17 protein-coding genes, 1 tRNA gene and 1 pseudogene are annotated in these 26,299 nt (G+C 61.7%); 12 read left to right on the top strand and 7 right to left on the bottom strand.

Translation table 11 applies throughout. From position 1 onward, the window contains the following. Positions 1–17 precede the first annotated feature (17 nt). Together HNQ60_RS23435 and HNQ60_RS23430 are read left to right on the top strand one after the other, a co-directional pair. The gene (locus HNQ60_RS23435) at positions 18–1,169 is read left to right on the top strand and encodes an acyl-CoA dehydrogenase family protein (protein WP_184335205.1); all 1,152 of its coding nucleotides are present in this window, start codon (positions 18–20) and stop codon (positions 1,167–1,169) included. 25 nt (positions 1,170–1,194) lie between these two features. After that, a complete protein-coding gene (locus tag HNQ60_RS23430; protein ID WP_184335204.1) occupies positions 1,195–2,010 on the top strand; it encodes an enoyl-CoA hydratase in 816 nt (271 codons plus the stop codon). A gap of 42 nt (positions 2,011–2,052) precedes the next feature. On the opposite strand, the gene HNQ60_RS23425 is transcribed toward HNQ60_RS23430, so the two are convergent. Further along, the gene (locus HNQ60_RS23425; protein WP_221304414.1) at positions 2,053–3,762 is read right to left on the bottom strand and encodes a carboxylesterase/lipase family protein; all 1,710 of its coding nucleotides are present in this window, start codon (positions 3,760–3,762) and stop codon (positions 2,053–2,055) included. Positions 3,763–4,009: 247 nt separating this feature from the next. Here HNQ60_RS23425 and HNQ60_RS23420 point away from each other — a divergent pair, with 247 nt between their 5' ends. From HNQ60_RS23420 to HNQ60_RS23410, 3 genes are read left to right on the top strand one after another with little or no spacing between them, the layout of a single operon-like run. Further along, on the top strand, positions 4,010–5,194 hold the full coding sequence (locus tag HNQ60_RS23420) for a lipid-transfer protein (RefSeq protein ID WP_184335202.1): 1,185 nt from the start codon (positions 4,010–4,012) through the stop codon (positions 5,192–5,194). Next, on the top strand, positions 5,187–6,305 hold the full coding sequence (locus HNQ60_RS23415) for a CaiB/BaiF CoA transferase family protein (RefSeq protein ID WP_184335201.1): 1,119 nt from the start codon (positions 5,187–5,189) through the stop codon (positions 6,303–6,305). Before HNQ60_RS23420 ends, HNQ60_RS23415 begins: the two co-directional genes overlap by 8 nt. Continuing rightward, positions 6,298–8,691 carry an arylsulfatase gene (locus HNQ60_RS23410; protein WP_221304413.1) on the top strand — a complete coding sequence of 798 codons (2,394 nt, stop codon included), beginning with the start codon at positions 6,298–6,300 and terminating at the stop codon, positions 8,689–8,691. The genes HNQ60_RS23415 and HNQ60_RS23410 overlap by 8 nt, the downstream gene beginning before the upstream one ends. A gap of 227 nt (positions 8,692–8,918) precedes the next feature. Here the strand turns inward: HNQ60_RS23410 and HNQ60_RS23405 are convergent, their stop codons facing one another. Beyond that, positions 8,919–10,496: a class I adenylate-forming enzyme family protein gene (locus HNQ60_RS23405; RefSeq protein ID WP_184335200.1), complete on the bottom strand. Its 1,578-nt coding sequence runs from the start codon at positions 10,494–10,496 to the stop codon at positions 8,919–8,921. Between the two features lie 244 nt (positions 10,497–10,740). Here HNQ60_RS23405 and HNQ60_RS23400 point away from each other — a divergent pair, with 244 nt between their 5' ends. Continuing rightward, positions 10,741–11,634 carry an SDR family NAD(P)-dependent oxidoreductase gene (locus tag HNQ60_RS23400; RefSeq protein ID WP_184335199.1) on the top strand — a complete coding sequence of 298 codons (894 nt, stop codon included), beginning with the start codon at positions 10,741–10,743 and terminating at the stop codon, positions 11,632–11,634. Between the two features lie 49 nt (positions 11,635–11,683). Here HNQ60_RS23400 and HNQ60_RS23395 read toward each other — a convergent pair whose 3' ends face one another. Beyond that, on the bottom strand, positions 11,684–14,365 hold the full coding sequence (locus tag HNQ60_RS23395; protein ID WP_184335198.1) for a LuxR C-terminal-related transcriptional regulator: 2,682 nt from the start codon (positions 14,363–14,365) through the stop codon (positions 11,684–11,686). 245 nt (positions 14,366–14,610) lie between these two features. On the opposite strand from HNQ60_RS23395, the gene HNQ60_RS23390 reads away from it, so the two are divergent. From HNQ60_RS23390 to HNQ60_RS23370, 5 genes are all read left to right on the top strand, one after another. Continuing rightward, the gene (locus tag HNQ60_RS23390) at positions 14,611–17,043 is read left to right on the top strand and encodes a TonB-dependent receptor (protein ID WP_184335197.1); all 2,433 of its coding nucleotides are present in this window, start codon (positions 14,611–14,613) and stop codon (positions 17,041–17,043) included. Between the two features lie 184 nt (positions 17,044–17,227). Then, on the top strand, positions 17,228–17,995 hold the full coding sequence (locus HNQ60_RS23385) for an enoyl-CoA hydratase/isomerase family protein (protein WP_184335196.1): 768 nt from the start codon (positions 17,228–17,230) through the stop codon (positions 17,993–17,995). Between the two features lies 1 nt (position 17,996). Next, positions 17,997–19,241: a thiolase family protein gene (locus HNQ60_RS23380; RefSeq protein ID WP_184335195.1), complete on the top strand. Its 1,245-nt coding sequence runs from the start codon at positions 17,997–17,999 to the stop codon at positions 19,239–19,241. Positions 19,242–19,277: 36 nt separating this feature from the next. Beyond that, positions 19,278–20,426: an acyl-CoA dehydrogenase family protein gene (locus tag HNQ60_RS23375; protein ID WP_184335194.1), complete on the top strand. Its 1,149-nt coding sequence runs from the start codon at positions 19,278–19,280 to the stop codon at positions 20,424–20,426. Positions 20,427–20,559: 133 nt separating this feature from the next. Continuing rightward, positions 20,560–22,527 (top strand): alkyl/aryl-sulfatase, encoded by a 1,968-nt coding sequence (locus tag HNQ60_RS23370; RefSeq protein WP_184335193.1) that lies wholly within the window; start codon positions 20,560–20,562, stop codon positions 22,525–22,527. Between the two features lies 1 nt (position 22,528). Here HNQ60_RS23370 and HNQ60_RS23365 read toward each other — a convergent pair whose 3' ends face one another. After that, entirely contained in the window at positions 22,529–24,046 is a 1,518-nt protein-coding gene (locus HNQ60_RS23365; protein WP_221304412.1) for a DUF1254 domain-containing protein, read from the bottom strand. Between the two features lie 437 nt (positions 24,047–24,483). On the opposite strand from HNQ60_RS23365, the pseudogene radC reads away from it, so the two are divergent. Continuing rightward, positions 24,484–24,936 (top strand): annotated as a pseudogene (gene radC, locus HNQ60_RS23360) (RadC family protein); the annotation flags it as partial. 59 nt (positions 24,937–24,995) lie between these two features. Here the strand turns inward: radC and HNQ60_RS23355 are convergent. The 3 genes from HNQ60_RS23355 to HNQ60_RS23345 all read right to left on the bottom strand — a co-directional run bounded on the left by HNQ60_RS23355 (position 24,996) and on the right by HNQ60_RS23345 (position 26,143). Beyond that, complete coding sequence (locus HNQ60_RS23355) at positions 24,996–25,328, bottom strand: hypothetical protein (RefSeq protein ID WP_184335192.1); 333 nt, start codon at positions 25,326–25,328, stop codon at positions 24,996–24,998. Positions 25,329–25,610: 282 nt separating this feature from the next. Then, positions 25,611–25,892, bottom strand: a complete 282-nt coding sequence (locus tag HNQ60_RS28395; RefSeq protein ID WP_184335191.1) for an Arm DNA-binding domain-containing protein — start codon at positions 25,890–25,892, stop codon at positions 25,611–25,613. Positions 25,893–26,066: 174 nt separating this feature from the next. Next, positions 26,067–26,143 (bottom strand) — tRNA-Met (locus HNQ60_RS23345). Between the last annotated feature and the right edge of the window lie 156 nt (positions 26,144–26,299).

The raw sequence follows: 26,299 nt of genomic DNA, 5'->3' as shown, positions 1-26,299 counted from the left end.
GAATCCAGAGAGAACACATGAACGACACATCAGCGGCCTTCCTGAGCGAACAGGAGTTGATGATCCGCGACTCCGCCAGAAAGGTGGCCACCGAAATCGTGGCGACCACAGCTGCGGAGCGTGATCGGACTGGCGAGTGGCCGCGGGAGGAGCTGAAGGCCGCGGCGGAGCTTGGCTTTCTAGGCATGCATGTCCCGGAAGAGTTCGGCGGTTCGGGCGCGAGCTTCGTGGAGTACATCCTCGCGATCGAAGAGTTCGCGGCGGCCGATGCGGGTTTCGCAACCATCCTTCACGTTCACAACGGCATGGCCGACATGGTGGCGCGCTTCGGCACTGCGGATCAGAAACGCAAATACCTCCCCGCGCTGGCATCCGGCGAGGCGATTGCGGCCGGTCTGCTGACGGAGCCGCAGGCGGGTTCGGACACTGCGAACTTCCGTACATCAGCGCGCCGTGAAGGCACGCATTACGTGCTGAATGGCAGCAAGCAGTTCATATCGAATGGCAATCAGGCGGGGTGCGCCATAACGATCGCAGCGACCACCGACACGCCAGAAGGAAGGAAGGGTGGGAGTCTGTTCATCGTCGACCCGAAGGAGCCGGGGTACATTGTTTCGCGCGTCGAACACAAAATGGGCCAGCGGTCGGCGCATGTCGCTGCGATCCAGCTCGACAACTGTCGTGTGCCCGCCGAAAACCTCCTTGGGGAGGAAGGTGCCGCCTACAAGAGGATCCTGGCCACGCTCTCGGAAGGGCGAATTGGCATTGCATCCGTTGCTGTCGGTGTTGCACGCGCTGCGTTGGAAGCCGCGGTCCAGTACGCAAAAGAGCGCCAAGCCTACGGCGCACCGATCATCAAGTTGCAGGGTGTCGCCTTTGATCTCGCCGATATGGCGACGCAGGTGGAGGTCGCTCGGCAGTTCGTCATTCATGCCGCGCGATTGCATCAGGCAGGCATTGCATGCGGCAGGGAAGCCTCGATGGCCAAGCTTTTCGCCAGCGAGATCGCGGAGAAGGTGTGTTCGGATGCCGTGCAGATCCACGGTGGCTACGGGTACCTGAATGACTTCCCAGTCGAGCGGTACTACCGCGATGCGCGTGTGACGAAGATCTACGAAGGCACGAGCCACATTCAGAAAGTCATCATTGCGCGAAGCCTGGCGCGTTGACGCTCTGAAGCAGACCGGAGCCCACATGAATCTCGAGCAGAACGATTCAAGCCCGCTTCTCGTGCGCCGCGAGGACGGATTTATCACGTTGACCCTGAACCGTCCCGAGGTTCTCAATGCATTCACACGAGAGGTACTCGAGGAGCTATGCACCGAGCTCGAAGCGGCAGCGGCCGACGCCAGCATCGGGGCCATTGTGCTCACGGGTGCGGGGCGGGCGTTCTGCGTCGGTGCAGATTTGCGTGACGGAGCCGTACTGCCGCCTGCCGATGCCGATCTCGGACTTGAGCAGCTGTCCGATGCAGTTCGGCATGCGGTGCGCTGCTCGCAACTGCTGCATCAGATTTCGAAGCCGACGATCGCGATGATTCGAGGCGCCGCGGCGGGAGCGGGGCTGGCGCTGGCGGCCGCCTGCGACCTGCGCATCGCCTCTGAAAGCGCGACGTTCACGACCTCCTTCGCCAAGGTGGGCCTGTCTGGTGACTTCGGTGCGACGTATTTCCTGACCCGTCTGGTCGGCACGGCGAAGGCGCGGGAGCTCTTCTATCTGAGCGAGAAGCTCGATGCTGCGGAAGCCTTACGGATCGGGCTCGTGAACCGCGTCGTTGCGGATGATCAGCTCGAATCAGTCACGGCCGCCATTGCCTCGCAGATCGGCAATGGTCCGCGTGTTGCGAACCGTTACCTGAAACGCAATCTCAACGAGGCGGAGGAGGGCGGCCTCGAGCAGATGCTGGACATCGAAGCACTGCATCTCGCACGGACGATCACGACCGAGGATACGCGCGAGGCAGTCCGCGCGTTTCTGGAGAAGCGACCACCTCAATTCCGGGGCCGGTAGATACGGCCCCCTCCCCGCAGGTGGAGAAGGGGCCGAAAGAACTCAGAACAATACCGGCTGGAGCAGTCGCACCAGCGGTGTCGAAAGCGTGAGCAATCCGCACTTATGATTGCTGGAGTAGCTCCAGCTCAGCGGATTCGGTGATTCGTATGCGGTGCGCACGCCGTCCACATGCAGGCGCTGGATCTGCTCGTTGCGACGTTCCCAGAGCAGGGTCAGCGGGATCCATGTGTAGTATTCGTCGTTGAACTTCGGCCAGTTCGGGCCGCCCATGCCGTTCGGATGCCCGTGACGGGCGAAGCTGGTCCAGTACTTGCGCATCTGTACCGCGAGTGCGTTCTGCTGAGATGTGAAAGTGACAGGCACCCCGATGCCGGTGACGCTGTTGAACAGATACGGGATCTCGTCCGCGTGATTCGAGCCGCGCAACGGTTCGCGCTCGAATGAGAGCACGGTCGGTGAATTCGGATCCTCGAACTCATAACCATAGACAGGTACCCATGGACGCAGCCGTCGTCGCATCACAAGACTCGGGCAGGAGAACGTGAAGTCGGTGAGTGTCTGTGCGAGCGACAGACCGTAGTCCCAGTCGAAGTCCCAGACAGGGTAGAGCGCCTGAATCGCCGGTGCGGCCAGCGCCCCTTCGATCGGATACTTGAACCCTTCGAGGAAGAAGTTGGTGTAGTCGTCCAAACCGACGGGATGTCCAAGCTCTTTCTCCATGATCGCGACAAAGAGATTCGCCTCATCGCGCGTCGTCCCGATCATCACAGGCACGCGGGCGATCTTGCCCTGCGTTAGCGAGTCGAGTGGATTGCGTGGCACGACCCAGCCGTCGACGACAGGAGCGAAGGGCAGCCGTGTGCCGCTCTCAAGTACGAGCAGCGTGCCGAAACCCGCATTTGACGCGATGATCTGCGGATCCAGGTTGCGAAGGCAGGCGAGCCGGTCGCCAGCACCGCAGCCGAGCTTCTGAGCGAACTCACCTCCGTAGTTCTTGGCGGCGACCAACGGCGGAATGATCTGTTCGATCATCAGGGCCGGACTCTGCGCGATGACTCGATGAAACAGGCCGCGCGACCGGTCCGAACCGAGGTGGATGATCGCGCTGATGGCGCCGGCCGATTCACCGAACAGCGTGACGTTGTTCGGATTGCCGCCGAAGCTGGCGATGTTGTTCTTCACCCAGGTCATCGCGGCGATCTGATCGGCGAGACCATAGTTTCCGGCATACGGCGACTCGGCCTGCAGCTCATCCAGCGCCAGGAATCCGAAAGGCCCGACGCGGTAGTTGATCGTGACGACGATGACATTGCCTTCGCGAACCAGGGCGCGCGGGTCATACAGTCCGCCGCTGCCGATCGCAAACGCGCCGCCATGAATCCAGAACATCACTGGCAGATTCGCACCGGCTGCGGCGCCGACCGGTCGTGTGATGTGCAACATCAAACAGTCTTCCTGACCCTTCGCCTCGGGCGTCAGCGCCGTGGGCCCGCGCCAGCATTCGACGGGTGTGCCGGTCGCGTGTAGTTCACCCGAGCGAACGACGGCCGGTTGCGGCGGCGCGAAGCGGACAGGCGGCGCCGCGAACGGAACATTGAAGAACTGATCGACCTGACCGCTCGCCAGACCGATGACCGGGCCTTGTTGAGTGTTGACGGGTGCTGTCAGCCCGGGTGCTGCGAGCGACGCTGAGGTCGTCCATAGCAGACCGATGATAAAGATCGCGCGAATGTTTCGCGTCATGTTCATTCCCCCTGATGCTTGTTGCTCGTGCAGCGAAGTCCGTTCGAGCCGGGGCTGAACAGAGCTTCAGCAAATCCCTTATAGCAACGGGAGTGTTCGCAGATGCCCCCTCACCTTGAGGAGGTGCAAGGCGCAGGTGCGAGACATTTCTTTCCTGCGATCGCCCCCTCCCCGCAGGGGGGAGTCGCAACGGCCGAGCGTCGCTAGCATTTCAGCCTCAACGATTCTCGACTCGCCTCACCAAGGAACTGACATGTCACGCAAGATCGTCGTCGCCGGTGTCGGCATGATTCCTTTCACGAAGCCGGGTGCGAGCAAGACGTACGAGCAGATGGGTGCCGAGGCGGTCGCTCTTGCGTTGGCTGACGCGCGCGTCGACTACCGGGATATTCAGTCCGCTTATGCGGGATTCGTCTATGGAGATTCCTGTAGCGGTCAGCGTGCGCTGTACGAAGTGGGCATGACGGGCATTCCCGTCATCAACGTCAACAACAATTGCGCTACTGGCTCGACTGCGCTGCACCTCGCGCGACAGGCGATCGAGTCGGGTGAGGCCGACATGGTGCTTGCGGTCGGCTTCGAGCAGATGAATCCCGGCGCGCTCGACATCAATTTCCCGGATCGTCCGTCCCCCTTTGATCGCTTCGACCAGACGCGCGAGTCGCTGCTCGGGAAACTGCCGGAGGTGCCGAATGCGCTGCGCATGTTCGGCGGTGCGGGCCTCGAGCACATGAAGCGCTACGGCACGCCACTCGAGACGTTCGCCAGGATCCGCGCCAAGGCCAGTCGGCACGCAGCGAAGAATCCGCTGGCCATTTTCCGCAAGGAACTCACGACTGAAGAGGTCATGGCCGACAAGATCATGTGGCCGGGCGTCATGACGCGCCTGATGGCGTGTCCGCCAACCTGCGGGGCTGCCGCTGCGGTGCTTTGCAGCGAAGAGACGGCTCGCAAACGCGGCCTCGACAGCCGCGTGTGGATTGCCGCGCAATCCCTGACGACGGACAGGCCCACATCGTTCGGCGACGACATGCGCTATGCCGTTGGCTACGGCATGGCCCGGGAAGCGGCGAACAAGGTTTACGAGAAGGCCGGCATCGGTCCTGAGGACGTCGATGTTGTCGAGCTGCACGACTGCTTCGCACACAACGAACTGATCACGTACGAATCGCTCGGTCTCTGTCCGGAGGGGGGCGCGCAGAAGTTCGTCAATGACGGCGATAACACGTATGGCGGCAAGTACGTCACGAATCCCTCCGGCGGATTGCTGTCGAAGGGCCATCCGATCGGTGCGACCGGCCTGGCGCAGTGCTTCGAGCTGACGCAGCAACTTCGCGGACAGGCGGGAGAGCGTCAGGTCGAGGGTGCGCGCGTGGCGCTTCAACACAACCTCGGCGTGGGCGGGGCCTGCGTCGTCACGATGTATCGCAATGGCTGATCGCTCCGGCCCGCTCGCCGGGCTGCGGGTTCTGGAAATCGCCGCGCTGGGGCCTGCGCCGTTCTGCGGCATGCTGCTCGCAGACCTTGGCGCCGACGTCGTGCTCGCGGATCGCATCGAACCGAATCCGCAGGTGACCGACCTGGGACGCGCTGCCATCAGCAATCGCGGCAAGCGGTCGATCGCGGTCGATCTCAAATCACCGCAGGATGTCGCGCTGGTGCTGCAGCTCGCAGAGCAATGCGATGCGCTGATCGAAGGCATGCGTCCCGGTGTGATGGAGCGGCTGGGACTGGGGCCGGATATCTGTCTCGCTCGCAATCCACGGCTCGTGTATGGCCGCATGACCGGCTGGGGTCAGGACGGTCCGCTGGCGCACGTTGCCGCCCACGATCTCAACTACGTCGCATTGAGCGGCGCGCTTTGGTATGCGGGGCAAGCCGGTGAGCCGCCGCTGACACCGCCGACCCTCAATGGGGATGCGGCGGGCGGCTTGTACCTCACGATTGGGGTGCTCGCCGCTGTGATGAGTGCACGTGCAACGGGGCTAGGACAGGTTGTCGACGCAGCCATCGTCGACGGTTCGGCGCACATGCTGAATCTCCTGCTCGGGGGCCGTGCGCTCGGACAGCTCGTGACGGAGCGCGGCGGGAGCATCCTCGATGGTTCTCATTGGAGCGCGACGTATCGCTGCGCCGACGGTCAGTTCATCTCCGTGCAGTCGTTCGAGCCAAAGTTCTATCGCCTGCTTCTTGGAAAGCTCGGGCTCGGTGCAGACCCTGCATTCGCGAACCAGTTCGATCGGCATACCTGGCCGGAGGCGAAGCGACGATTCGCCGAAGTGTTCGCGCAACGCACGCGCGATGAGTGGTGCGCGATGCTCGAAGGTACGGAGGTCTGCTTCGCGCCCGTACTCGATCCGGAAGCTGCGGCGAAGCATCCGCACATGGTCGAGCGCGGCGTCTACTCGAGTCCTGATGGGGTGCTGCAGGCGAATCCGGCACCGCGATTTTCTGGCACGCCCGCGGCGTCGCCCGGCCCGGTTCCGGAGCGAGGAGCGGATCGTGAATGGGTGCTGCGTGAGTGGCTTGGAGTCGAAGAGAATGCTTGAACTGATGACACGACGGATTCGAGATCTTTTCCACACTTCCTCCAGCCCTTTCGCCCTGCGCCCGCTCGCTGCATGGGCATTGCTCGCGGTCTCGCCCACCTGCGCCGCCGACGAGCCGCCCACGCCGACCGTCCTGCCGCGTCCCGACTTCCACTTCCAAGGCAATGTTGGGCGAACCTATCTCGATTCCGATCCGGCTCAGTTCCCGCAGCCTGTGCGGGCGCCCGAGGGCGCACCGAATATCGTCCTGATCCTGCTCGACGATGTGGGCTTCGGGCAATTCGCTGCGTTCGGCGGCGGCGTGCCATCGCCGACGATTGACAGGCTCGCTGCCGAGGGTTTGCGCTACAACCGCTTTCACACGACCGCGCTCTGCAGTCCGACGCGTGCTGCGCTGCTCACGGGACGCAATGCTCATTCGGCATCGTCGGGCGTGATCGCGGAGGCGGCGACGGGATATGACGGCTACACCGGCGTGATCCCGAAGAGCACGGGCGCCATCGCCGAAGTACTGCGTCAGAACGGCTACATGACCGCGATGATCGGCAAGAACCACAACACACCGACATGGGAAGCGAGTGTGGCAGGCCCGTTCGATCGCTGGCCCAATGGCCTGGGATTCGACTACTTCTACGGCTTCAACGGTGGCGACACGAGTCAATGGAATCCGGTCGTCTATGAGAACCGCAATCTCGTTCCGCCGTCGAATGACCCCGACTATCACCTCACGCCCGACCTCGCCGATCACGCCATCTCCTGGGCGCGCAATGTGAAAACCATCGCTCCAGATCGGCCGATCTTCCTCTACGTGGCACCTGGTGCTACTCACGCTCCGCATCACGCGCCGAAGGAATGGATTGAACGATTCGCGGGTCAGTTCGACATGGGCTGGGACAAGTATCGCGAGCTGACCGTCGAGCGTCAGAAGAAGCTCGGCGTGATTCCAGCCGATGCGCAACTCACTCCGCGACCGGAAGGACTGCCGTCCTGGGATTCACTCAATGCCGATCAGAAGCGTCTCTACGCGCGCATGATGGAGGTCTTTGCCGGGTTCGGTGCGCACACAGATCACGAGATGGGTCGCATCGTCGATGCGGTGAAGCGGCTGCCGGGCGGCGACAATACCCTGTTCATCTACATCGCCGGCGACAATGGTGCGAGCGCGGAGGGCGGGCTCGAGGGGTCCATCAACGAGAACATGGCGTTGAACGGCTTCTCCGAGAAATGGCAGCACAATCTCGAAGTCATCGACGAACTCGGGGGGCCGAAGCACTTCAATCACTTTCCGGCCGCCTGGGCGCACGCAATGAATACGCCCTTCAAGTGGACCAAGCGCATCGCGAGCCACTTCGGGGGCATTCGCAATCCACTGGTTGTTTCCTGGCCGGGAAAGATCAAGGAGAGCGGCGGGCTTCGCACGCAGTTCACGCACGTGGTCGATATCGTACCGACCCTCTACGAGCTCACCGGCATCACCCCGCCGACCATGCTGAACGGCGTTGCGCAGAAGCCCATCGAAGGAGTGAGCTTCGCCTACTCGCTGAACGACGCGAACGCGAAGGATCGGCACACGACACAGTATTTCGAGCTCGGCTCAAAACGCGGTCTCTATCATGATGGCTGGATGGCATCCGCGATGGGATCGGCGCCGTGGTTTCCGCGAAATGACTTCGTGCCCGATCAGCAGCAGTGGGAGCTGTATCACATCGACGAAGATTTCACGCAGGCGGTCGACCTCGCCGCACGATACCCGCAGAAGCTGCGCGAATTGCAGGACCTGTGGTGGGCGGAGGCCGCGCGCCACAACGTGCTGCCCCTCGATTGGCGAACTGTCGAACGGTTCAACGGTGCCCTTATGGGGCGGCCGACGCTCGGTGCGGGGAAGACGCTCACTTACTATCCAGGACAGGTCGGGCTGCCCAATGATGTCTCGCCCCGCGTTCTCAACCGCTCCTGGACAGTCACTGCGGACATCAACTCATCCGGTGCCGATGTGAACGGCATCATCGTCACTCAGGGCGGCATGGTCGGTGGCTACGCGCTGTACGTGCGCGATGGAAAGCCAACGTTCGTCTACAACTATCTTGCCGAGGAGCGACTGATGCTGACGAGCCAGCAACCGCTGCCGAGCGGCAAGGTCCAGATCGAAGTCGAATTCTCATATCAGGGCAGCCCAAAAGAACGTGGCAAAGGCGCTGTCATCACCCTGTCCGTGAAGGGCGCGAAAGTCGCCGAAGGCAGGCTGAGCAAGACGATTCCCGCGCTGATCTCTCTCAACGAAGGGATGGATATCGGCGAAGACGTCGGCTCGCCAGTGGACTTCTCGTACAAGCCCCCGTTCAGGTTTACAGGGGAGATCGAGAAGGTGAGGTTCGAGATGCACTGATCCTGTCTTCAGAACCAGGCCGGCTGCATCTCCAGGCAAGTCCGGTCGACTGGGCCAACGGTGTCAGGTCCGACGCGCCGGTGCGTTCGATCGTGGCTGCGATGAGTCGCTTCAGTAGAGCAGGAAGTCGATGTCACGGCGTGAGATGAGCTCAGCGGTCATGCAAGCCAGGCTCTCTGCTGGCGCAGCTCGTCAACGGCTGTCCGCCACAGTCTGCTTGTCTTCCATCAGCCAACGCGTCGCGCCTGGTCCTTCCAGTACTTCTCGCGGACCTTGCGCCGCAGTACCTTGCCAGCCGCGCTGAGCGGCAGTTCATCGACAAGGGTGACGGATTTCGGCGCCTTGAACTTCCCGATCCGGTCCTTGACGTGCTGGATGATCTGCTCGGCGGACGCCGTCGTGCCGGCGCGCAGAATGACTTCCGCGTGAATGGCTTCGCCCCATTCGGGATGGGGCATGCCGACCACCGCGGACATGATGACGCCCGGGTACGTGCTGATCGCATTCTCGACCTCGATCGCGTACACGTTGAATCCGCCGGTGATGATCATGTCCTTCTTGCGATCGACGATATAGAGATAGCCCTGCGCATCGCGATAACCCAGGTCGCCGGATTTCCAGAAGCCGTCGCTGAACTCCTGCTGGGTGGCTTCCGGATTGCCGTAGTAGCCAGAGATGGTGCTGCGCGAGCGAATCCAGATTTCTCCGGTTTCGCCGTCCGGCACGGTGGCGCCGTTGTCGTCGACAATCCGGACTTCGACATCGGCTGCGATGCAGCCGGCCGAAGCGAGATGCCCGGGCGCGCCATCGGGCCCGCTGACATGATCACTCTTCAGCAGCAGCGCAATCATGGAGAAGGATTCCGTCGCCCCGTAACTCTGGACGAAGATGTTGCCGAAGCGCTCCTGCAGCAGGCGCAGCTTGGGCGGACTCATCGGCGCAGCGCCGTAGAACAGCGTACGCAGCGAGGAAAGATCGCATCTCTTCGATTCTTCCAGCTCGAGCAGCCGATAGAGCAGGGTGGGGACCAGGGTGGAGAGGGTGATCTTCTCGTTCTGGATATTGCGGCACCATTGCGCGAGGTCTGGCGTGTTCTGGGTAACACAGCAACCGCCGCGAAAGAAGACTGCAATCGTCCCGAGACCGGCGCCGTGGCTGATCGGTGCCATGATGAGATTGCGCGTCTCACAATCGAAGTACTGCTCTTGCGGCGCGTAGAGGCTGTCGCGGCTCGCCAGCCAGTTGTCCATGGTGTACTGCGCGCATTTGCCTCGGCCGGTCGTGCCGCCAGTGAAGCGATAAATGAGCACATCCTTGTGGATATCGCTCTCGATACCCGGATCGGCGTCTGAAACGTCTTCGAGAAGATCCCAGAAGGATTGCAGGCCCTCGCGGGGCTCGGTGATACGGTCCATGCAGACGATCGTGATGCCGCGGGAACGCAGCGGCGCGTAGTAGCGATCGATCAGTGCGCTCTCGACGAACACGACTTTCGGTGTGATGTGGTCGATCTGCCAGAGATGCTCGTCGAATGAGTCTCGGTAGTTCGTCCAGGCTGCGGCGGCCTCGCTCTTCAGTGCCGTCCAGGCGTGCAGCAGCGAGAGGTTGTCGTTTTCGAGAATGCACAGCCAGGTATCACCGCGCCGCAGCGCAAGGCGCTCGCGCATCATGTTGACGATGCGATTGGTGAGCAGATGCAGCTCACGACAGGTGTAGCGGCGGCCACGTTCGATGTTGACCAGTGCCTCGCGATCGCCATAGCGCCGTGCAAGTTGCGCCGTCTGCTGTGCAAAGTTCGTTTTCATACGTGTGTCTCGTGGCGTGCGATGCCCTGTGAACCGAGGTTACCGGGCGTCTTGCGATCACACCCCACCTCTCCCGGAGGGGGCACGGCCGATTTTGGGGCCGCAAAGCATAAGGCCGATATCTGTCTTCCATTGCCTGATTTTCGTCAAGGGTAAGGGATGGGCCCCCCCTTTAAGGGAGGTACAGCTGCGCCGCGGGCCATTGCTAGTCTCCCGATCCTCAACTGCAGGAGCTGACCGTCCCATGGCCATTCGTTTCGACAATCGGGTTGCAATCGTCACCGGTGCAGGCAATGGGCTCGGCCGCGAATACGCGCTGGAACTGGCACGCCGCGGCGCCCGGGTCGTCGTCAATGACCTTGGAGGCGCACGCGACGGCACGGGCAGCTCATCGAGTGCGGCGCAGGCGGTCGTCGACGAGATCGTGAAACTCGGCGGCGAAGCAATCGCCAGCGGCTGCAGTGTGACCGACGAGGCCGGTGTGGCTGCGATGGTCGCCGAAGCAAAGAACAAGTGGGGCCGGATCGACATCCTCATCAACAACGCCGGCATTCTGCGCGACAAGAGCTTTGCAAAGATGACGATGGCGGACTTCCGTACCGTCCTCGAAGTGCATCTGATGGGGTCGGTCATCTGCACAAAGGCGGTGTGGGACATCATGAGGGAGCAGAAGTACGGACGCATTCTGATGACGACGTCGGGCACCGGGCTTTATGGGAATTTTGGCCAGAGCAATTACGCTGCGGCAAAGCTTGCTCTTGTCGGCTTCATGGGCTCGCTCGGCATCGAAGGCGCGAAGAGCAATGTGCACGTCAACACGATCGCGCCGGCAGCTGCGACGCGCATGACCGAAGACATCCTTCCGCCGGAGTTGCTGTCGAAGATGGGTCCCGAGGCTGTCGTCGCGACCGCGCTGTACCTAGTGAGTGAGGGCGCACCGAACAGGGCCACGCTGGCTGCCGGCGCGGGCGGCGTCGAGCGTGCCTACATCACGCTCACACGCGGCATCCAGGTCACGAGCGAAGAGTCGACCCCGGAAACGGTCGCGGCGCGCTTCGACGCCATCGGCAACCGCGAAGGCGAGCTGTTGCTGGACAACGCCATGCTGCAGAGCGCCGTGGCGATGGGGAAGATCTGAACGCGGTTACGACGAGGGTGGTCGCCAGGCATGCCGCTGCCGATCACCGTCACTTGATCAGGCCCAGTCGCCGCGCACGGATCGTCGCGTCATAGCGGCTCGACACCTTGAGCTTCACGAACACGTTCTTGAGGTTCCATTTCACGGTTTCGAGCCGAATGTTGAGCGTCTGTGCGATGCGCTTGTTCGACATGCCGGCTGCAATCAGGCCGACCATCTCCATCTCTCGCGGCGTCAGTGCCGCCTTGCCCTCGGCACTCACGTCAGCTGTGGTTGCCGTGCGTCGAGCCCCCTCGAAGCTATTGAGGACTTGCTGCGCATACTTCGCGATCGACTCATCGAAGGCGCCTCCGGTCTGCATTCTCTGCATCTGCTGATACAGCGATTCTCCTTCGTCCACGAAGGTGCGAGTCAGGCCGAGCTGCTGTCCGATGCGTAGCGCGTCGATCAACTCAACCGATGCTTCGGTCGTCCGGCCCGCGACGCACAGCGTCGTCGCCGCGAGTAGTCGGCATACGGTCTTCAGCCAGCCTCGGTCGAGCCTGTCGCTTATCGCTCTTGCGGTCTCGATGGCCTGCATGGCCGCATCGTGTCGGCCGTTCGCCAGTTCAACACGAGCGCGTGCCAGGGCAGCGACCGCCGGAATCTCCGCACGAAAGCCGCCCGCGCCGACATGCGATCCGGCGATCTGTTCGAGGCGTCCGGTCACATCGGCTGCGCTCTGTACATCACCCTTCGCAACGAGAATGCGTACCTGCTCCGCGCCGGTATAGACAAAAGGACGATCGAGCCCGATCGAACGAAAGAAGGCCGCCTGTCGTTCGAGCAGCGCGAGTGCGGCCTCCGCCGAATCCTGCAGGCAGTCCAGCCTCGCCTGGCACAGGACTGCGCGGGTCATGATCTCCGGTGAGGAGGCGCCGACGATATGCAGTCGGTTCGCGAGCAGTTCCCGAGCGTCTTCGATCCGGTCCTGCTCGTACAGCACGCTCGCGAGCGTCGCAGCACTCATGCTGGTCCAGACCGAGCCCCGACCATAGGATGCGAGTGCGCGCGTATAGATGGATGCGCGCTCTGCTTCGATCACCTTGCCTTCGATCAGGAAGATGATGTCGCGGCAGCCGGCGACGAGCAGGAGCCCTGTGTCGTCGCGATCCCCATCCGTTGCATGAGGATGGGCATCCAGCAGGCGATGCGCGTCGGCATAGCGGCCAGCGGCCGCCAGAGAAGTCGCAAGTGTGGTGACGAAGATGTTCCGTTCGAACGCGCTCGTGGCGTCGTCGCTGCGCAGAGGTTCGAGATAGTCGATGGCCTTCGCAGTGTCGTCTCTCTGCAAGGCGCTCAGGGCGCTCGCGAGCGCGACGCGAAAGACGGTGTCGCGAGTGTTCATGGAATCGCCGGAGCGCATCTGCTCGATCCATGCCGCCGCCCGATTGTGCCGCCCGGTGATCGCCAGTGTGAGCGCGCCGAGATAGAGCAGGCGCGAATGCGACGCGATGCTTTCCGGCGAGAGATTGTTCACCAGGTGCAGCATGGGGCCGAGATGCCGCACGCTCCAGGCACCTTGTGCGGTGCGCTCGGTGATCGACACCGCCGAAGGGACATCATGGCCCAGAGTCGCATGGCGCAGCGCCTCGACGATCAGCCCCTTCTCTGCAAACCACAAGCTGGCACGGCGATGCAGTGCATTCACGGCCTCTTCGCCGCGCCGCTCCAGACGAGCCATGAGGAACTCCGCAAACAGCGGATGGAAGCGGTACCACGGCGAACGATCCTCCGATTCGGCTCGCATGATCAGCAGGTTCTCGTCCTCGATCTGCTGCAACAGCAGCGCAGTGTTCTTGTTGCCGGTGATTGCCTCGGCAAGCGCAGCATTGAAGCGTCGGCAGATAGAGATCGATTCCATGAACTGCGCCAGTTCTGCCGACAGGCGTGCCACCACATCCTCGGAAAGATAGTTCTGCAGGTTCGCGGACTGCGCGCCCAGATTGTGGAGGGTCGCGCGGTTCTCGGGCCGACTCTTCAGCGAGATGGCGAGCAGTTGCAGGCTGGCCGGCCAGCCGTTCGTCACGTTGTGGATCTCGCCGACTTCATCAGCGCTGAAGCGCATGCCGCTCACGTTCTGTTCGAGGAATGCACGCGTCTCGGCGAGATCGAAGGGCAGATCCGCGCACTCGACTTCCGCGACCTGGCCCATGACACGCAGCCGCGCAAGACTCAGGGGCGGAGCAGAGCGCGACGCGATGATGAGATGCAGGTTGCCGGAGCCATGGTCGAGCAGCTTCTGGATCAGCCGATGCGCCAATGGATCCTCGACGTGGTGACAGTCATCCAGGATCAGATAGAGATCGTCATCGATTGCGGCAAGGCCATTGACGAGCGCGGCAACGATGCCGTCGATCGATGCGCTGCCATCGCCAGCCAGCAGCACCTCTTCATCGAGCGGGACGCCGAGGCGGGCGAGTGCATCGAACAAGTGCGCGCAAAAATTGGGCAGCAGCCTTTCATCGTGGCTGAGCGACAGCCAGGCGACCTGCAGGCCAGCCTTCATCAGTTCCTGTCGCCATTGTGCGAGCAGAATGGTCTTGCCAAAGCCTGCGCTGCCGCTGACGAGCGTGAGCTTGCAGTTCTTGCCGCCCTCGAGCGCTTCGAGAAGTTGTTTGCGCTGCACATAGCGGGACCCGACGCGCGGCGGCGAAAACTTGGTCGAGACCAGCAGCTTGTTGAGACTCATCGGCGCTCGGCGCGTGTGACGCGCGTGAACAAACGCGGGACCCGCCTTGTACACCCGACGCTTCGAGCGCGTCCAGAACGTAGTAGGAAAGCCGCAACACAATGCAGGCACTCCCTGACTCCTCAACTGGGGGGGGTAACCCCACAAAGATCGCTTGCTAACCTCCGCGCCAGTGCCCTTGTAGGTTTCGATCCATAAACCACACTACGCAGGGATCTGGTGTTTTAACACCACGGGGGGAATGAATGTCCGATCTGAATAGAGTCGCGCGACGCGACCTTGTCACCGCGATCTCACTTGTGCTGCTCGGTAGCGCCGCCGGCGCACAGAACGCTCAACCCGAAGCAGCCGAGGCGGGTTCGCTCGAAGAAGTTGTGGTGACCGCGCAGAAGCGCGAGGAGTCGCTTTCCGATGTCCCGATCGCGATCACCGCGATCTCTGCAGACAAGCTGCAGGATGCTGGCATCGTCAGCCTGGAGGGCATGAAGAACTATGCTCCCAGTTTCCTCATGCAGCCGACGCCGCAGGGCAATGCCATCTCCATCCGCGGCATTTTTTCCGGCACCAACGCAGGTTTCGAACAATCGGTCGGCACGTATGTCGACGGCCTGTATCGCGGTCGCGGCCAGCAGGCGCGCACGCCGTTCCTCGATCTGGAGCGAATCGAAGTGCTGCGCGGCTCACAGAGCATTCTGTTCGGCAAGAACAGCGTGGCCGGCGCATTGAATATCACGAGTGCACGCCCGACCGGCTCTTTCGAGGGCTCCGTCAGCGCGTTGTACGAGCCGGAGTACGACGAGCAACTCTACACGGGTGTGCTCTCGGGGCCTCTGGGTACTGATCGTTTGCGCGGCCGCGTTGCCGCACGCTACCGGGAGTATGGCGGCAACATCGAGAACCTGACCAAGTTGGTCGATGAATCGGAGCAGGAAGAGTCGCAGGTCCGCGCCTGGCTGGAATTCGACCTGACGGACAACGTCGAACTCGCGCTGAAAGCCGAACACAGCAAGTTCGACTCGACGGGTCGCCCCTACGAGGTCGTCGATGATCGGGCTGCATTGCCGTCAGCAACGCGCCCTGTGACAGCGACGTACGCGCAGACCCTGCGCGCCCTTGGTGCCGATGCGAGCGTGCTGAACAATTTTCCCGACGGCAAGCGATCGGCGGATGCTGCCGAGTTCAGCGACAACGAGATGAATGAGTACGGCTTCTTTGTCGACTGGCAGCTCGGCGAGCACACGCTGACCGCGATCACTGGTTACTCGGAGTACGAGTTCGGCGAGAGCACTGACGCCGACATTACTGGCGCACCGGTTCTCGTACAGTCGGTGGACGAGGAGTTCGAGCAGGTCAGCCAGGAATTGCGGCTGACGTCACCCACGGGTGGCAGGATCGAATATCTCGCCGGCGTGTACTGGGAGAAGACCGAACTCGATTCGCTGACCAAGATTCCTTTCTACTCGAATACGCTCCTGATTCCGATTCTTACGGCGCAGGTGGGCGCGACGGCTGCGTCGCAGCTCTCCGATACCGATGGTCCGCGCACGTTCAGCCAGGAAAGCGAGTCTTATGCCGGCTTCGTGCACGTAACCTGGAACATCACCGATGCGCTGCGCAGCAACGTCGGCCTGCGCTATACCAAGGAAGACAAGACGGCGAGCCGCGCGGTCCGTTACACCGACCTGAATGGTGCGCCGCTGGACTCGACGACGGTGATCGCCGGCCTCCCGCCTTCGTTCTACACACTCGGTATCGATACGCGGGCGGAAGTGGTGGCCTTCCTGAATCGGTCCTTGCTGCAGAAAGTGGCCCACAACATCAGCGACGAGCGCAGCGAAGATCATGTGCTGCCATCCGTTGGTCTGCAGTACGACATCACCGACGACGTCATGACCTACGCAACGTGGACCAAGGGCGCAAAGGGTGGCGGGTATGATTCCATCTCGAATGCCCCTCCGGGGCAGGGCGGATCGTTCGAGTTCGAGCCGGAGAAGGCGGAGAACTACGAGATCGGCGCGAAGATGACGTTCGCGGGCCAGCTCGAAGTGAATCTGGCCGCGTACTACACCGAGTTTGACGATCTGCAGGTCAGTGTCTTCAACGGCGTGAGCTACAACGTGTCAAACGCAGGCGCTGCGGAGATCAAGGGCGTGGAACTCGATTCGCGCTGGCGCGCCACGTCGAATCTGCTCTTCAGCGCCGCGGTGGCCTGGACCGATTTCGAGTTCACGGAATTTTCGGGCGCTCCGTGCCCGATCGAGCCATCAACTGCGACCGCACCTGCCGGCGTAACGTGCGATAACGCCGGCAAACCCAATCAGTACGTTGCGGATTGGACGGCTTCTGCATCGGCCGACTATCGCATTCCGATGGGCAGCCGCTTCGAGTTGCGTACGGTGCTGGATGCGTACTACACCGGCGACTACTTCGCCTCGCCGAACCTCGATCCGAAGCAGACGCAGGAGGCATACACGAAGCTGAATGGACGGATTTCATTCGGTCGCGCCGACAGCGCGTGGGACATCGCGCTGGTGGGCAAGAATCTGACCGACGAACGGATCATGCCGTACGGCGCGGACTTGCCGCTGGCCAACAGTCTCACGCGCGGCGGGTTCGCAGCCATGCGTTACATAGAGCCGGGCAGATCGGTAGCGGTCCAGGCCAACTTCCGCTTCTGATATCTGTTCGAGCGGATCATCGCGACGTAGCGGCCTGTCGGAGACGACAGGCCGCTTTGTTTTCGAGGGCAGCTTCTCGCTCCCTCGGCCAAGGTGGTCGCGCATCCCCCTCAGCGAGAGGGGTCGGAAGCGCAGGGCCGCATCGCTACTCTGGCCTGAATCCACCATCCGTCAGGAGCCATGCATGACGATTTCTCACGTGCGCCAAGGCGCAGTTGCGTGGGTAACGCTCGACCGTCCCAGCGCGCTGAACAGCCTCACGCAGGAACTTTGCACGCAGTTCATCGAGAAGCTGGGGCAATGGCGTAACGACGCGGAAGTCCGCGTCATCGTCGTGACAGGTCGCGGTCGTGCGTTCTGTGCGGGCGCGGATCTGAAAGCCGCTTCCGAACGAGAGCCGGGTCAGAAGGACCTGCTCGACGTGATCGTCGAACTCTTCGACACACTGCGCAGCTATCCAAAGCCGGTGATCGCGGCCGTGAACGGACTGGCATACGCCGGTGGACTCGAGCTCGTGCTCGCGTGCGACCTCGTGATTGCCGGCGAGAGCGCGAAGTTCGCAGATGCGCATTCCAACTTCGGCGTCTTTCCGGGCGGTGGAGGTGCGGCGATCCTGCCACGGAAGATCCCGCAGAACGTGGCCCGCTATCTGCTTTTCACGGGCGACCCGATCAGCGCTGTGGAGGCGCGGCACTACGGCCTCGTCAACGAAGTCGTCCCGGACGCCGATCTGGAAAGCCGCGTGCAGGGCCTTGGCGACAAGCTCTCGAAAAAGAGTCCGCTGGTGCTGGCGAACATGAAGGCCGTCGCCAACGAAGCACTCGACAAGTCCGTGGAGGATGCGCTGCGCCATGAACAGCTCGTCTGCCGCAATCACCAGCGTTCCTACGACCTGAGCGAGGGACTCAAGGCCTTCGTGGAGAAACGCGAACCTCGATTCAAAGGCTACTGACATGCAAGATATCTACATCGTCGGCGTCGGCATGACGACCTTCGGTCGACACCTCGACAAGTCGATCAAGCAGCTGACGGCGTGGGCCGTGGGCGATGCGTTGAAGGACGCCGGCTGTGATCGCAAGTGGGTGCAGGCGGCGTTCTTCGGCAACTGTACGCAGGGACATTTTGAAGGCCAGCACATGATTCGGGGCCAGGTGGCCTTGCTGCCGCTGGGCTTCGACAGCATTCCGATCTTCAATCTCGAAGGCGCGTGTGCCTCCTCGAGCCACGCGTTCAATCTTGCCGTCAACCAGTTGCGGGCCGGAGCAACGGACGTCGTGCTCGCGGTTGGTGCAGAGAAGATGTACACGGCCGACAAGGCAAAGATGTTCTCGGCATTCGACTCCGCCTGGGATGTCGAGACCGCGGATGACAATGCGAACTACCTGGCCGAGATGGGCAAGTCCATCGTGCCGCCGCCGGGAACGCAATCACCGAAGCCGTACAGCCGCTTCATGGATGTGTATGCGGCACTCGGTCGTGGCGGACTGATGGCGCGCTACGGCGTCACGCAGCGCCAGCTCGCCGCCGTCGCATCGAAGAATCACAGCCATTCGGTACACAACGAGCGATCTCAGTACCGCATGCCGATGAGCATCGAGGAGATCCTCGCAGCGCCACCCATCACCTATCCGGTCACCCTGCCGATGTGCTCGCCCATTTCCGATGGTGCAGCCGCGGCGATCGTGTGCACGGAGGCTGCACTCAAGAAATATGGTTTTGATCGCAAGCGCGCGGTCAAGGTGATGGCCAGCATTGTGCGTTCGGCGTCGGCCCGCGCAGCTGAGGACTTCGACAAAGGCTGCACGCATCTCGCGGGCAAGCTGGCATTCGAGCAGGCGGGCATCAGCCCGTCAGACATCGATGTGGCGGAACTGCACGATGCGACCGCCATCGGTGAGCTGCTGGCGGTCGAGGCCTTGGGACTGTGCGAACCGGGAACGAGCGGAGTCATGGCCGAGCGTGGGGACACGACCATCGGCGGCAAGCTGCCCATCAACCCGTCCGGGGGGCTCGAGTCAAAAGGCCATCCCATCGGCGCCACCGGCATAGGACAGATCTACGAGCTGGTCGAGCAGCTGCGAGGTAACTGCGGCCCGCGTCAGGTCGAGGACGCCCACTTTGCGTTGCAGGGCAACGGTGGTGGTTTGTGGCGCGTGGAAGAGTCCACCGAGCACGTCGGTATCTTCAGCCGCGCCTGAGCGGCTGCTCACATCCTCATTGAACACGACACCACCATGAATCTCTTCCCGCCCACCGAAGAGCAACGCGCCGCGGTCGACAGCTTCCGCAAATTTCTTCAGGCAGAGATCAAGCCGATCGCCCGCGAGTATCGGGACCGGTTCCTTCCCAAGGAGAAAATGACCGAGATCCAGCAGATGATCGCGGAGTTCGGGTTCTTCGGCACCACGGTGCCCACGCAGTACGGTGGTCTTGGGCTCAGCTTTCTCACCAAGGCGATGCTGTTCGAGGAGATCGTGGCGGTCTCCTGCGATATCGGTCTGTGCGCGATGATCAACGCAGGAACGGCGGAGTTCATGGTCACGAATGCCCCGGCTCATTTGCGTGATAGGTATCTGCCTGGACTCTTGGCCGGCACGGTCTTCGGCTGCTTTGGCATCAGCGAGCCCGACGTGGGCTCGAATGTCGCCGACATCAAGACGCGCGGCGTGCGTGACGGCGATCATTTCGTCATCAACGGTGAAAAGACCTGGATCACCAACGGCGTCTACTCGGACTTCATCATCTGCACCACGCGCACGAGCGACAAGGGGCTGTCGCATATCCTGATCGATCGCAGGGAGCACGGTTACGAGGCGCGCAACATTGAGAAGATCGGCATGAACTCTCAGTCCACAGCACAGGTGTTCATCACCGACGCCCGTGTGCCGGCGACCAATGTCATTGGTGGGGAAGGCGAGGGCCTGAGGAACACGATGAAGGTGTTCGAGAAGGCACGTGCCCACGTCGGCATGCTGTCCGTTGGTCTCATGCGTGCGTCTCTGGAGGAGTCGATTGCGTATGCGAAGGAGCGTAAGCAGTTCGGAAAAGTGATCGCCTCGCATCAGCTGATCGCGGAAAAGCTTGCTGAGATGGCCACGCTCGCCGATGCTTCGCGACTCATGTGCCTGCGGGCCTTCGCACTCATCGATGCTGGGATTCGCTGTGAGGTCGAATCGTCGATGGCGAAATGGTTTGCGACCGAATCGGCGGTCAAGGTGTGCCGGGATGCCGTTCAGCTGCACGGCGGCAACGGGCTCACCAAAGAGTTTCAGGTCGAGCGTCTGTTGCGCGAAGCGATCGTGATCCCGATTCCCGACGGCACGACGGAGATTCAGAAGCTTCTGATCTCTCGTCAACTCACCGGCTTCTCGTCGTTCGTCTGAACTCGGAACCTGTCTCTGCCTGTGAGCGCGCCTTGCTGGGGTATTTCGCGCTGGCCATAGCCGTCCTGGAATGTCAGGCTACAAACGCGAAGCGAATCCCGCGATCTGCAGGCAGGCTTTCTGGAGGCTAACAATGTTGCGCATGGGAATTCTCGCCGTGGTGCTGGCTTCGGTCGTTGGGACGGCCGCAGCCGCTGAATCTTCTCCGACGCAGGGAAAGCCCGCGAGCAGCGCGACGGTCGAGAAAAACGCCGCAGTGCTGAAGCACCTGCCACTCGACGATCGCGGCGACTACGAATCGGCGACGCGCGGCCTGATTGCGCCATTCAAAGGAGAAATCAAGGACGTCGCCGGCAACACGATCTGGAGCCTGCGTTCGTACGAATTTCTGCAGGCCGAACAGAGTCCAGATACCGTAAATCCGAGCCTGTGGCGCATCGCAAAGCTCAATACGATCGCCGGACTGTTTCGGGTCACCGAACGCGTCTACCAGATGCGCGGGTTCGATCTGGCAAACATGACGATCATCGAAGGCGACACGGGATTGATCGTCATCGATCCCTTGACGGTCATGGAAACCTCACGCGCGGCGCTTGATCTCTACTATCAACACCGGCCACGCAAACCTGTCGTTGCCGTGATTCATACACACAGTCACATCGATCATTTCGGCGGTGTGCGCGGCGTGGTGGATGAGGCGGACGTCAAAGCCGGCAAGGTAGCGATCTATGCGCCGGGCGGTTTCATGCAGGAGACGGTGAGTGAGAACGTCTTCGCGGGGAACGCCATGTTCCGTCGTGCGCAGTATCAGTCTGCGGCACTCACGCCCCGCGGCGAGCGCGGCCAGGTGGACACTGGGTTCGGGAAGACGGTTCCCGCCGGAGGCACGATCAGTCTTATCGCGCCGACGGTGGAGTTGAAACAGAACTACGAGACTCATCGCATCGACGGGATCGAGATCGAGTTTCAGCTGACGCAGGGAGCCGAGGCGCCGGCAGATATGAACATCTATCTACCGCAGCTGCGTGCGTTGTGCATGGCCGACAACCTGCTGCCGGCGATGCACAACATCCTCACTCCGCGCGGCGCCGAGGTGCGCGATGCGAAGGCGTGGAGCCGCTATCTCGACGAAACGCTGGTGCGCTACGGCGAGAAGACTGACGTCCTGTTCGCGCAGCACAACTGGCCGACCTGGGGCGGCGAGCACGTTCGCACGCTGCTGGCGGATCAGCGCGATATGTATGCATTCGTGAATGACCGGACGCTGCACCTGCTGAATCTTGGGATGACTCCGACGGAGATCGCCGAAGCCATGCAGCGGCTTCCGGGCGAACTGGAGAACAAGTGGTACACCCGCGGCTACTACGGCACGCTCAGCTTCAATGCGCGAGCGGTGTACCAGCGCTACCTTGGTTTCTACGATGCGAATCCTGCCAACCTGGACCCGCTGACGCCGGTCGAAGCCGGCAAACGCTATGTCGAGGCGTTGGGTGGCAGCGCGAAGGTGTTGGAGTTGATTCGCGGGGCGATGGAGAAGGGCGATTACCGATGGGCCGTTCAGCTCGGCAACCACCTCGTGTTTGCGGAGCCGGAAAACGCAAAGGCGCGTGAAGCGCAAGCGGAGGCGCTTGAGCAGTTGGGTTACCAGTCGGAAAGCGCTCTGTGGCGCAACATGTATCTCACGGGTGCGATGGAGCTGCGCAACGGTGTGCGCCAGCAGTCCGGGCGCAGCTCTGCGGACCTGATCAAGGCACTGGAACCCGGCATGTTCTTCGACTTCATGGCCGTGCGCCTCGATTCAGAGAAGGCGCAAGGTCACGACATGACCATCAACTGGATATTCAGCGATCGACAGGAATCATTCGCGCTGACGCTGCGCAACGGCGTACTGACGTACCGCGACAACAGCAGACATGCGAACGCGGACGCGACAGTCACGCTGACCAAGGCAACCCTTGATCGGATCGGCTTGCGTCAGATCGATCTGCCAACGGCTTTGAAGCAAGGCGATATCCGGATCGAAGGCGACGGTCGAAAGCTGTCCGAGCTGATGGGAATGCTCGCCACGTTCACGCCATCGTTCAATATCATTGCACCGTGAACTACAGCGACTGATTCACTTCCACGAAGTCTCCCGGCTTCCAGCTGGCATCGAAGGCAGGGCCTTGCGGGCCGTAGATTCGGAAATAGACGAACCAGCCTCTTTCCGGAAGCGTCTGGATCCAGCGCGATTCCTGCCCCGCCGGCGCTTTGGGTCCGAAGTACAGATCGACGGAGTCGCCGGACAGTTCTTTCAGTTCAAAGAGTGAGCGCAACGCGGCTTTGGCCTGATCGGTTTGTATCTGGCTGCGCGTGATTGCGTCGTAGACCGTGACTGACCAGAACAGTCGAGCGGGCACAGGCAGGGGTACGGTGAGCTTGTAGGTCTTGCCACCGTCCAGGTATGCCCCGCTGCCGTCGCGCAGTCCGAGCCAGTAGAGCGAGCCGGCGCTCGTATCGCGGCGGAACATCGCAGGCGACGCCGCGATCGCCTGATAGAACCACTTGTCGATGGCGTACGTGTCGCGGTAATCCGCTGCATCGAACGAACCGTTCTCGAAGCGCAGCGAGGCCCATTGCCATTGCCGATCCGGCCAGACGACGCGGTCGGCCCTGTTGTCGGCGAATGCCTCTGCACGCATTTGTGCACTACCGATTTTCGCGGCTTGTTCGAGGATGCGTGTCATGCGTTCATCAGGATTGAAGGGCTGGCCTTTGACGATGCCGAGGGCGGCAAGATCACCATAGTATGACCGTGAGTCCTCGAGGGGCGGCTCGTCGGTCACGGCCTGATGAAGCACGCGCCAGTACTCGATGCTTTCTTCGAAGGAATGGGGTGTGGTGTCCTGCGGCTGCGGTGTCATGTCAAACCAAATCGGATCGGTCCAATCGGTCGGCTTGTTCAGCGGATACGCCTTCACCGACTTGAGGCGCTCGATGGCGCCTGCGAGGTCTCCTTGCTCCGGAATCGAACGCATGCCACCGACGACACGAAACGATGTTGCCTTGCTGACGTAGTAGCCGCGCGGCACATTGCCCTTGAAATCGGGGGGCAGGATCAGGTGCTTGCCTCCCTTTCCGGCATCGGGACCGGGAATTCCCATGTCCGCAATCCAGCGCTGGTTGTAGTCGAGCGCGGCACCCAGCAGTGGACCTGGAGGCACGTCGATCACCATCGGCCCCGCGTGAAGATCGAGCAGCACGGCACCGTAGGGGGTATCGGAGTTGAGCGTGTAACCGACGTGTTTCGGTTGCGTGTCCATGTAGCCGAACTTCTTGTTCGGTACAACCCCGACCTTGGCCGTGCCGGCGAAGATCGCTGCGCCGGATACGGTGGGATAGAAGAACCGGTAGGCGGAGAGGGCTCGATTCAGATCGAGAGAATCGTGGGCACGTTGTGCTGTCTCGTCAGTCGGATACCCACCCTTGAACTCGTAGCGCTCGGAGAAACTGGTCGCATTGGCAGATGCTGTGGCCGCGGTCGTCGCGGTGGCAGCAGCTGGTCTTTCCTTGCCTTGGCAGCCCGCAAGCAGAGTTGGCAACACGATGCTCAGAGTCAGCAGTCTTGCGGCAAACATCATGCTTCCCTCGTTCGCATCAAGCTTGATGCGACTTGCGTGATAGCGGGGTGTTGGCGGGCATCGCAGGTGCGTGCGTCGGCCTCAGAGTTCCGATTCAACTAGCCTGTTGAATATTGGTTTACCGACCCGACAGGTGGTATGCGTACTAGGGGCAGCGGAGAGAGAGGGATCGCCTGGTCGACGTATAGGTTGTCACACCGTTCTCGTCGTCAAGGCCTGCGCGCGGCTACGCCGTGCTCGCAAGCGCGCTACGCGCGGCCCTGACGACTGCGCAGCGCTGTGACGAGGGATCTCCGACAGGCAATCCCGCCTGGAGAAGGAGATCCGCCATGAATACTTCGAAGCGCAGCGTTCACAGTTTGAATGTCCGTTCGCACAGCGGTGCCATGATGGTCACCGAGCCGCGCTACAGCACTCGCTTTAAGACAGGAGTTGGGGAGAGCCAGGGGAGTGTGAGCGACGACGAAGTGATCGCGGCGGCACTGCGTATTCTGTCGACTCGAGTTCTGGAGTCTGGTGCACTGTCGAACCCGAGGGTGACGCGCGAGTATCTCGCGGTCCGGTTCGGTGGCGTGGAACACGAAGTGTTCTCGTGCCTGTACCTCGACAACCGAAACCGGGTGATGTGTTGTCAGGAGCTCTTCCGAGGCACGATCGACGGCGCGAGTGTCCATCCTCGCGAGGTCGTGAAGGAGGCGCTGGCGCACAACGCTGCGGCAGTGATCCTGGTGCACAACCATCCGTCAGGAGTAGCCGAGCCATCGCAGGCGGATGAGTTGCTGACGCGCCGGCTCAAGCAGGCGCTGGCATTGGTGGACATCCGGGTGCTCGATCACCTCATCGTGGGCGATGCGGTTGTCGAGTCCTTTGCGGAACGCGGCCTCTTATAAGAGAGCGCCGAACCGGCCTGGCGGTCGACGTCACGGCCGGTGTCCCATCAGCGCTGGCTCTAAGCCCGGGGCGGTTTGGATTCGCGGACCAGCCAGAAGTCCAGATCGTTGTAGGCCTTCCCCAGCAACTCCAGCCCATGCTGCAGGCACGCGACTTCGGGGCTGTAGAAGCAGCCTTGATCACGTGCGGTTAGCGAGCTGAGAGCACACTGGAGGAAGTCGCGGGCGTCGCTGAAGCGACCCAGCAGCTCAGCACTTGTCTCCGGCGGCGGATCGGATTCCCGGACGGCCAGGGTGGGGAAGTTCAAGGCGAAATGGAGGTCGCATTGCGACCGCTGGGGATAATTACGTAAGCCCGAGAGCCGGGCCTCGATACAATCGCGCGTAGCCATGGTCGTACCTCTAGATAGGTAGGGCGGTGGTTAGGCGTCCGTTGGTGTTACTAGCACCGGCGGGCGCCGCTTCGGATTTGAGAGTTCGAGACTCCTTCGCAGTAGAACAATCATCGAATCGCAGCACTGTTGATGCGGTGCTGCTCCAGTCTATCTAGCACATTGCGCGGAGAATGTGTCTCTGAGTTTCGGCGCTATTTGGGGTGAATTGCAGGATAGCTTCGCGGCGGCCATGTGCTAACAATTGGGCCATGGCTTGCACAGAACTCATCGGTGCACGAGTTACGTCGCTGACCAAGGCGCGCTTCCGCGCGCTGGCCGAACAAGTCCCTTGGCGAGCAGCTTGCGAATCGCCAGACTCTCTTCACGTGCTTCAGCCAGGCTGATCTCGGGATAGGTGCCGAGTCCTCGCAAGCGTTCCTTCCCGGCAAAGCGATATCTTTGCCGCCACCACCTGCGACCGGTCGGCGTGATGAGCAAGAAAAGTCCGTCCGTATCGAACAGTTTGTACGGACGTACCCGAGGCCTCGCAGCCCTTATTTTCGTGTCTGAAAGCCGTGTCATAGGGGTACCGATTTCCGCGTCCTCGGCAGATATGACTAGGTACCCCTATTCGGTACCCCTGCTCAATGCCGTATTTCGACGCAAATCGGTGGCAATCTATGGACGTCAGATGCCGCTAAGCATCTGAAAGAAAGAGATTTCGGGGAAGAGTCCGGACAGCGCCGGCGAATCGAATGGTGGCTAGGGTGGGACTCGAACCCACGACCTCGGCATTATGAGTGCCACGCTCTAACCAGCTGAGCTACCTAGCCTTTTTTGCGCCCGGACAACGGTGGGGCCGTCGAGCCGGAGACAGAAGGGCGGGCATTGTCTGGACCGGGCCGTGAGCTGTCAAGGAATCGGAGTTTCCCTGAAGGGCCGCGGGCAGCTGAGGCTGCGGTCCGAGCCGGATGGATTCCCGCGTTTGC

It is taken from the genome of Povalibacter uvarum, assembly GCF_014202975.1.
Classification (GTDB): Bacteria; Pseudomonadota; Gammaproteobacteria; order Steroidobacterales; family Steroidobacteraceae; genus Steroidobacter; species Steroidobacter uvarum.
The sequence above is the reverse complement of the archived record's forward strand: the minus strand, read 5'-3'. Positions and strand labels throughout refer to the sequence as shown.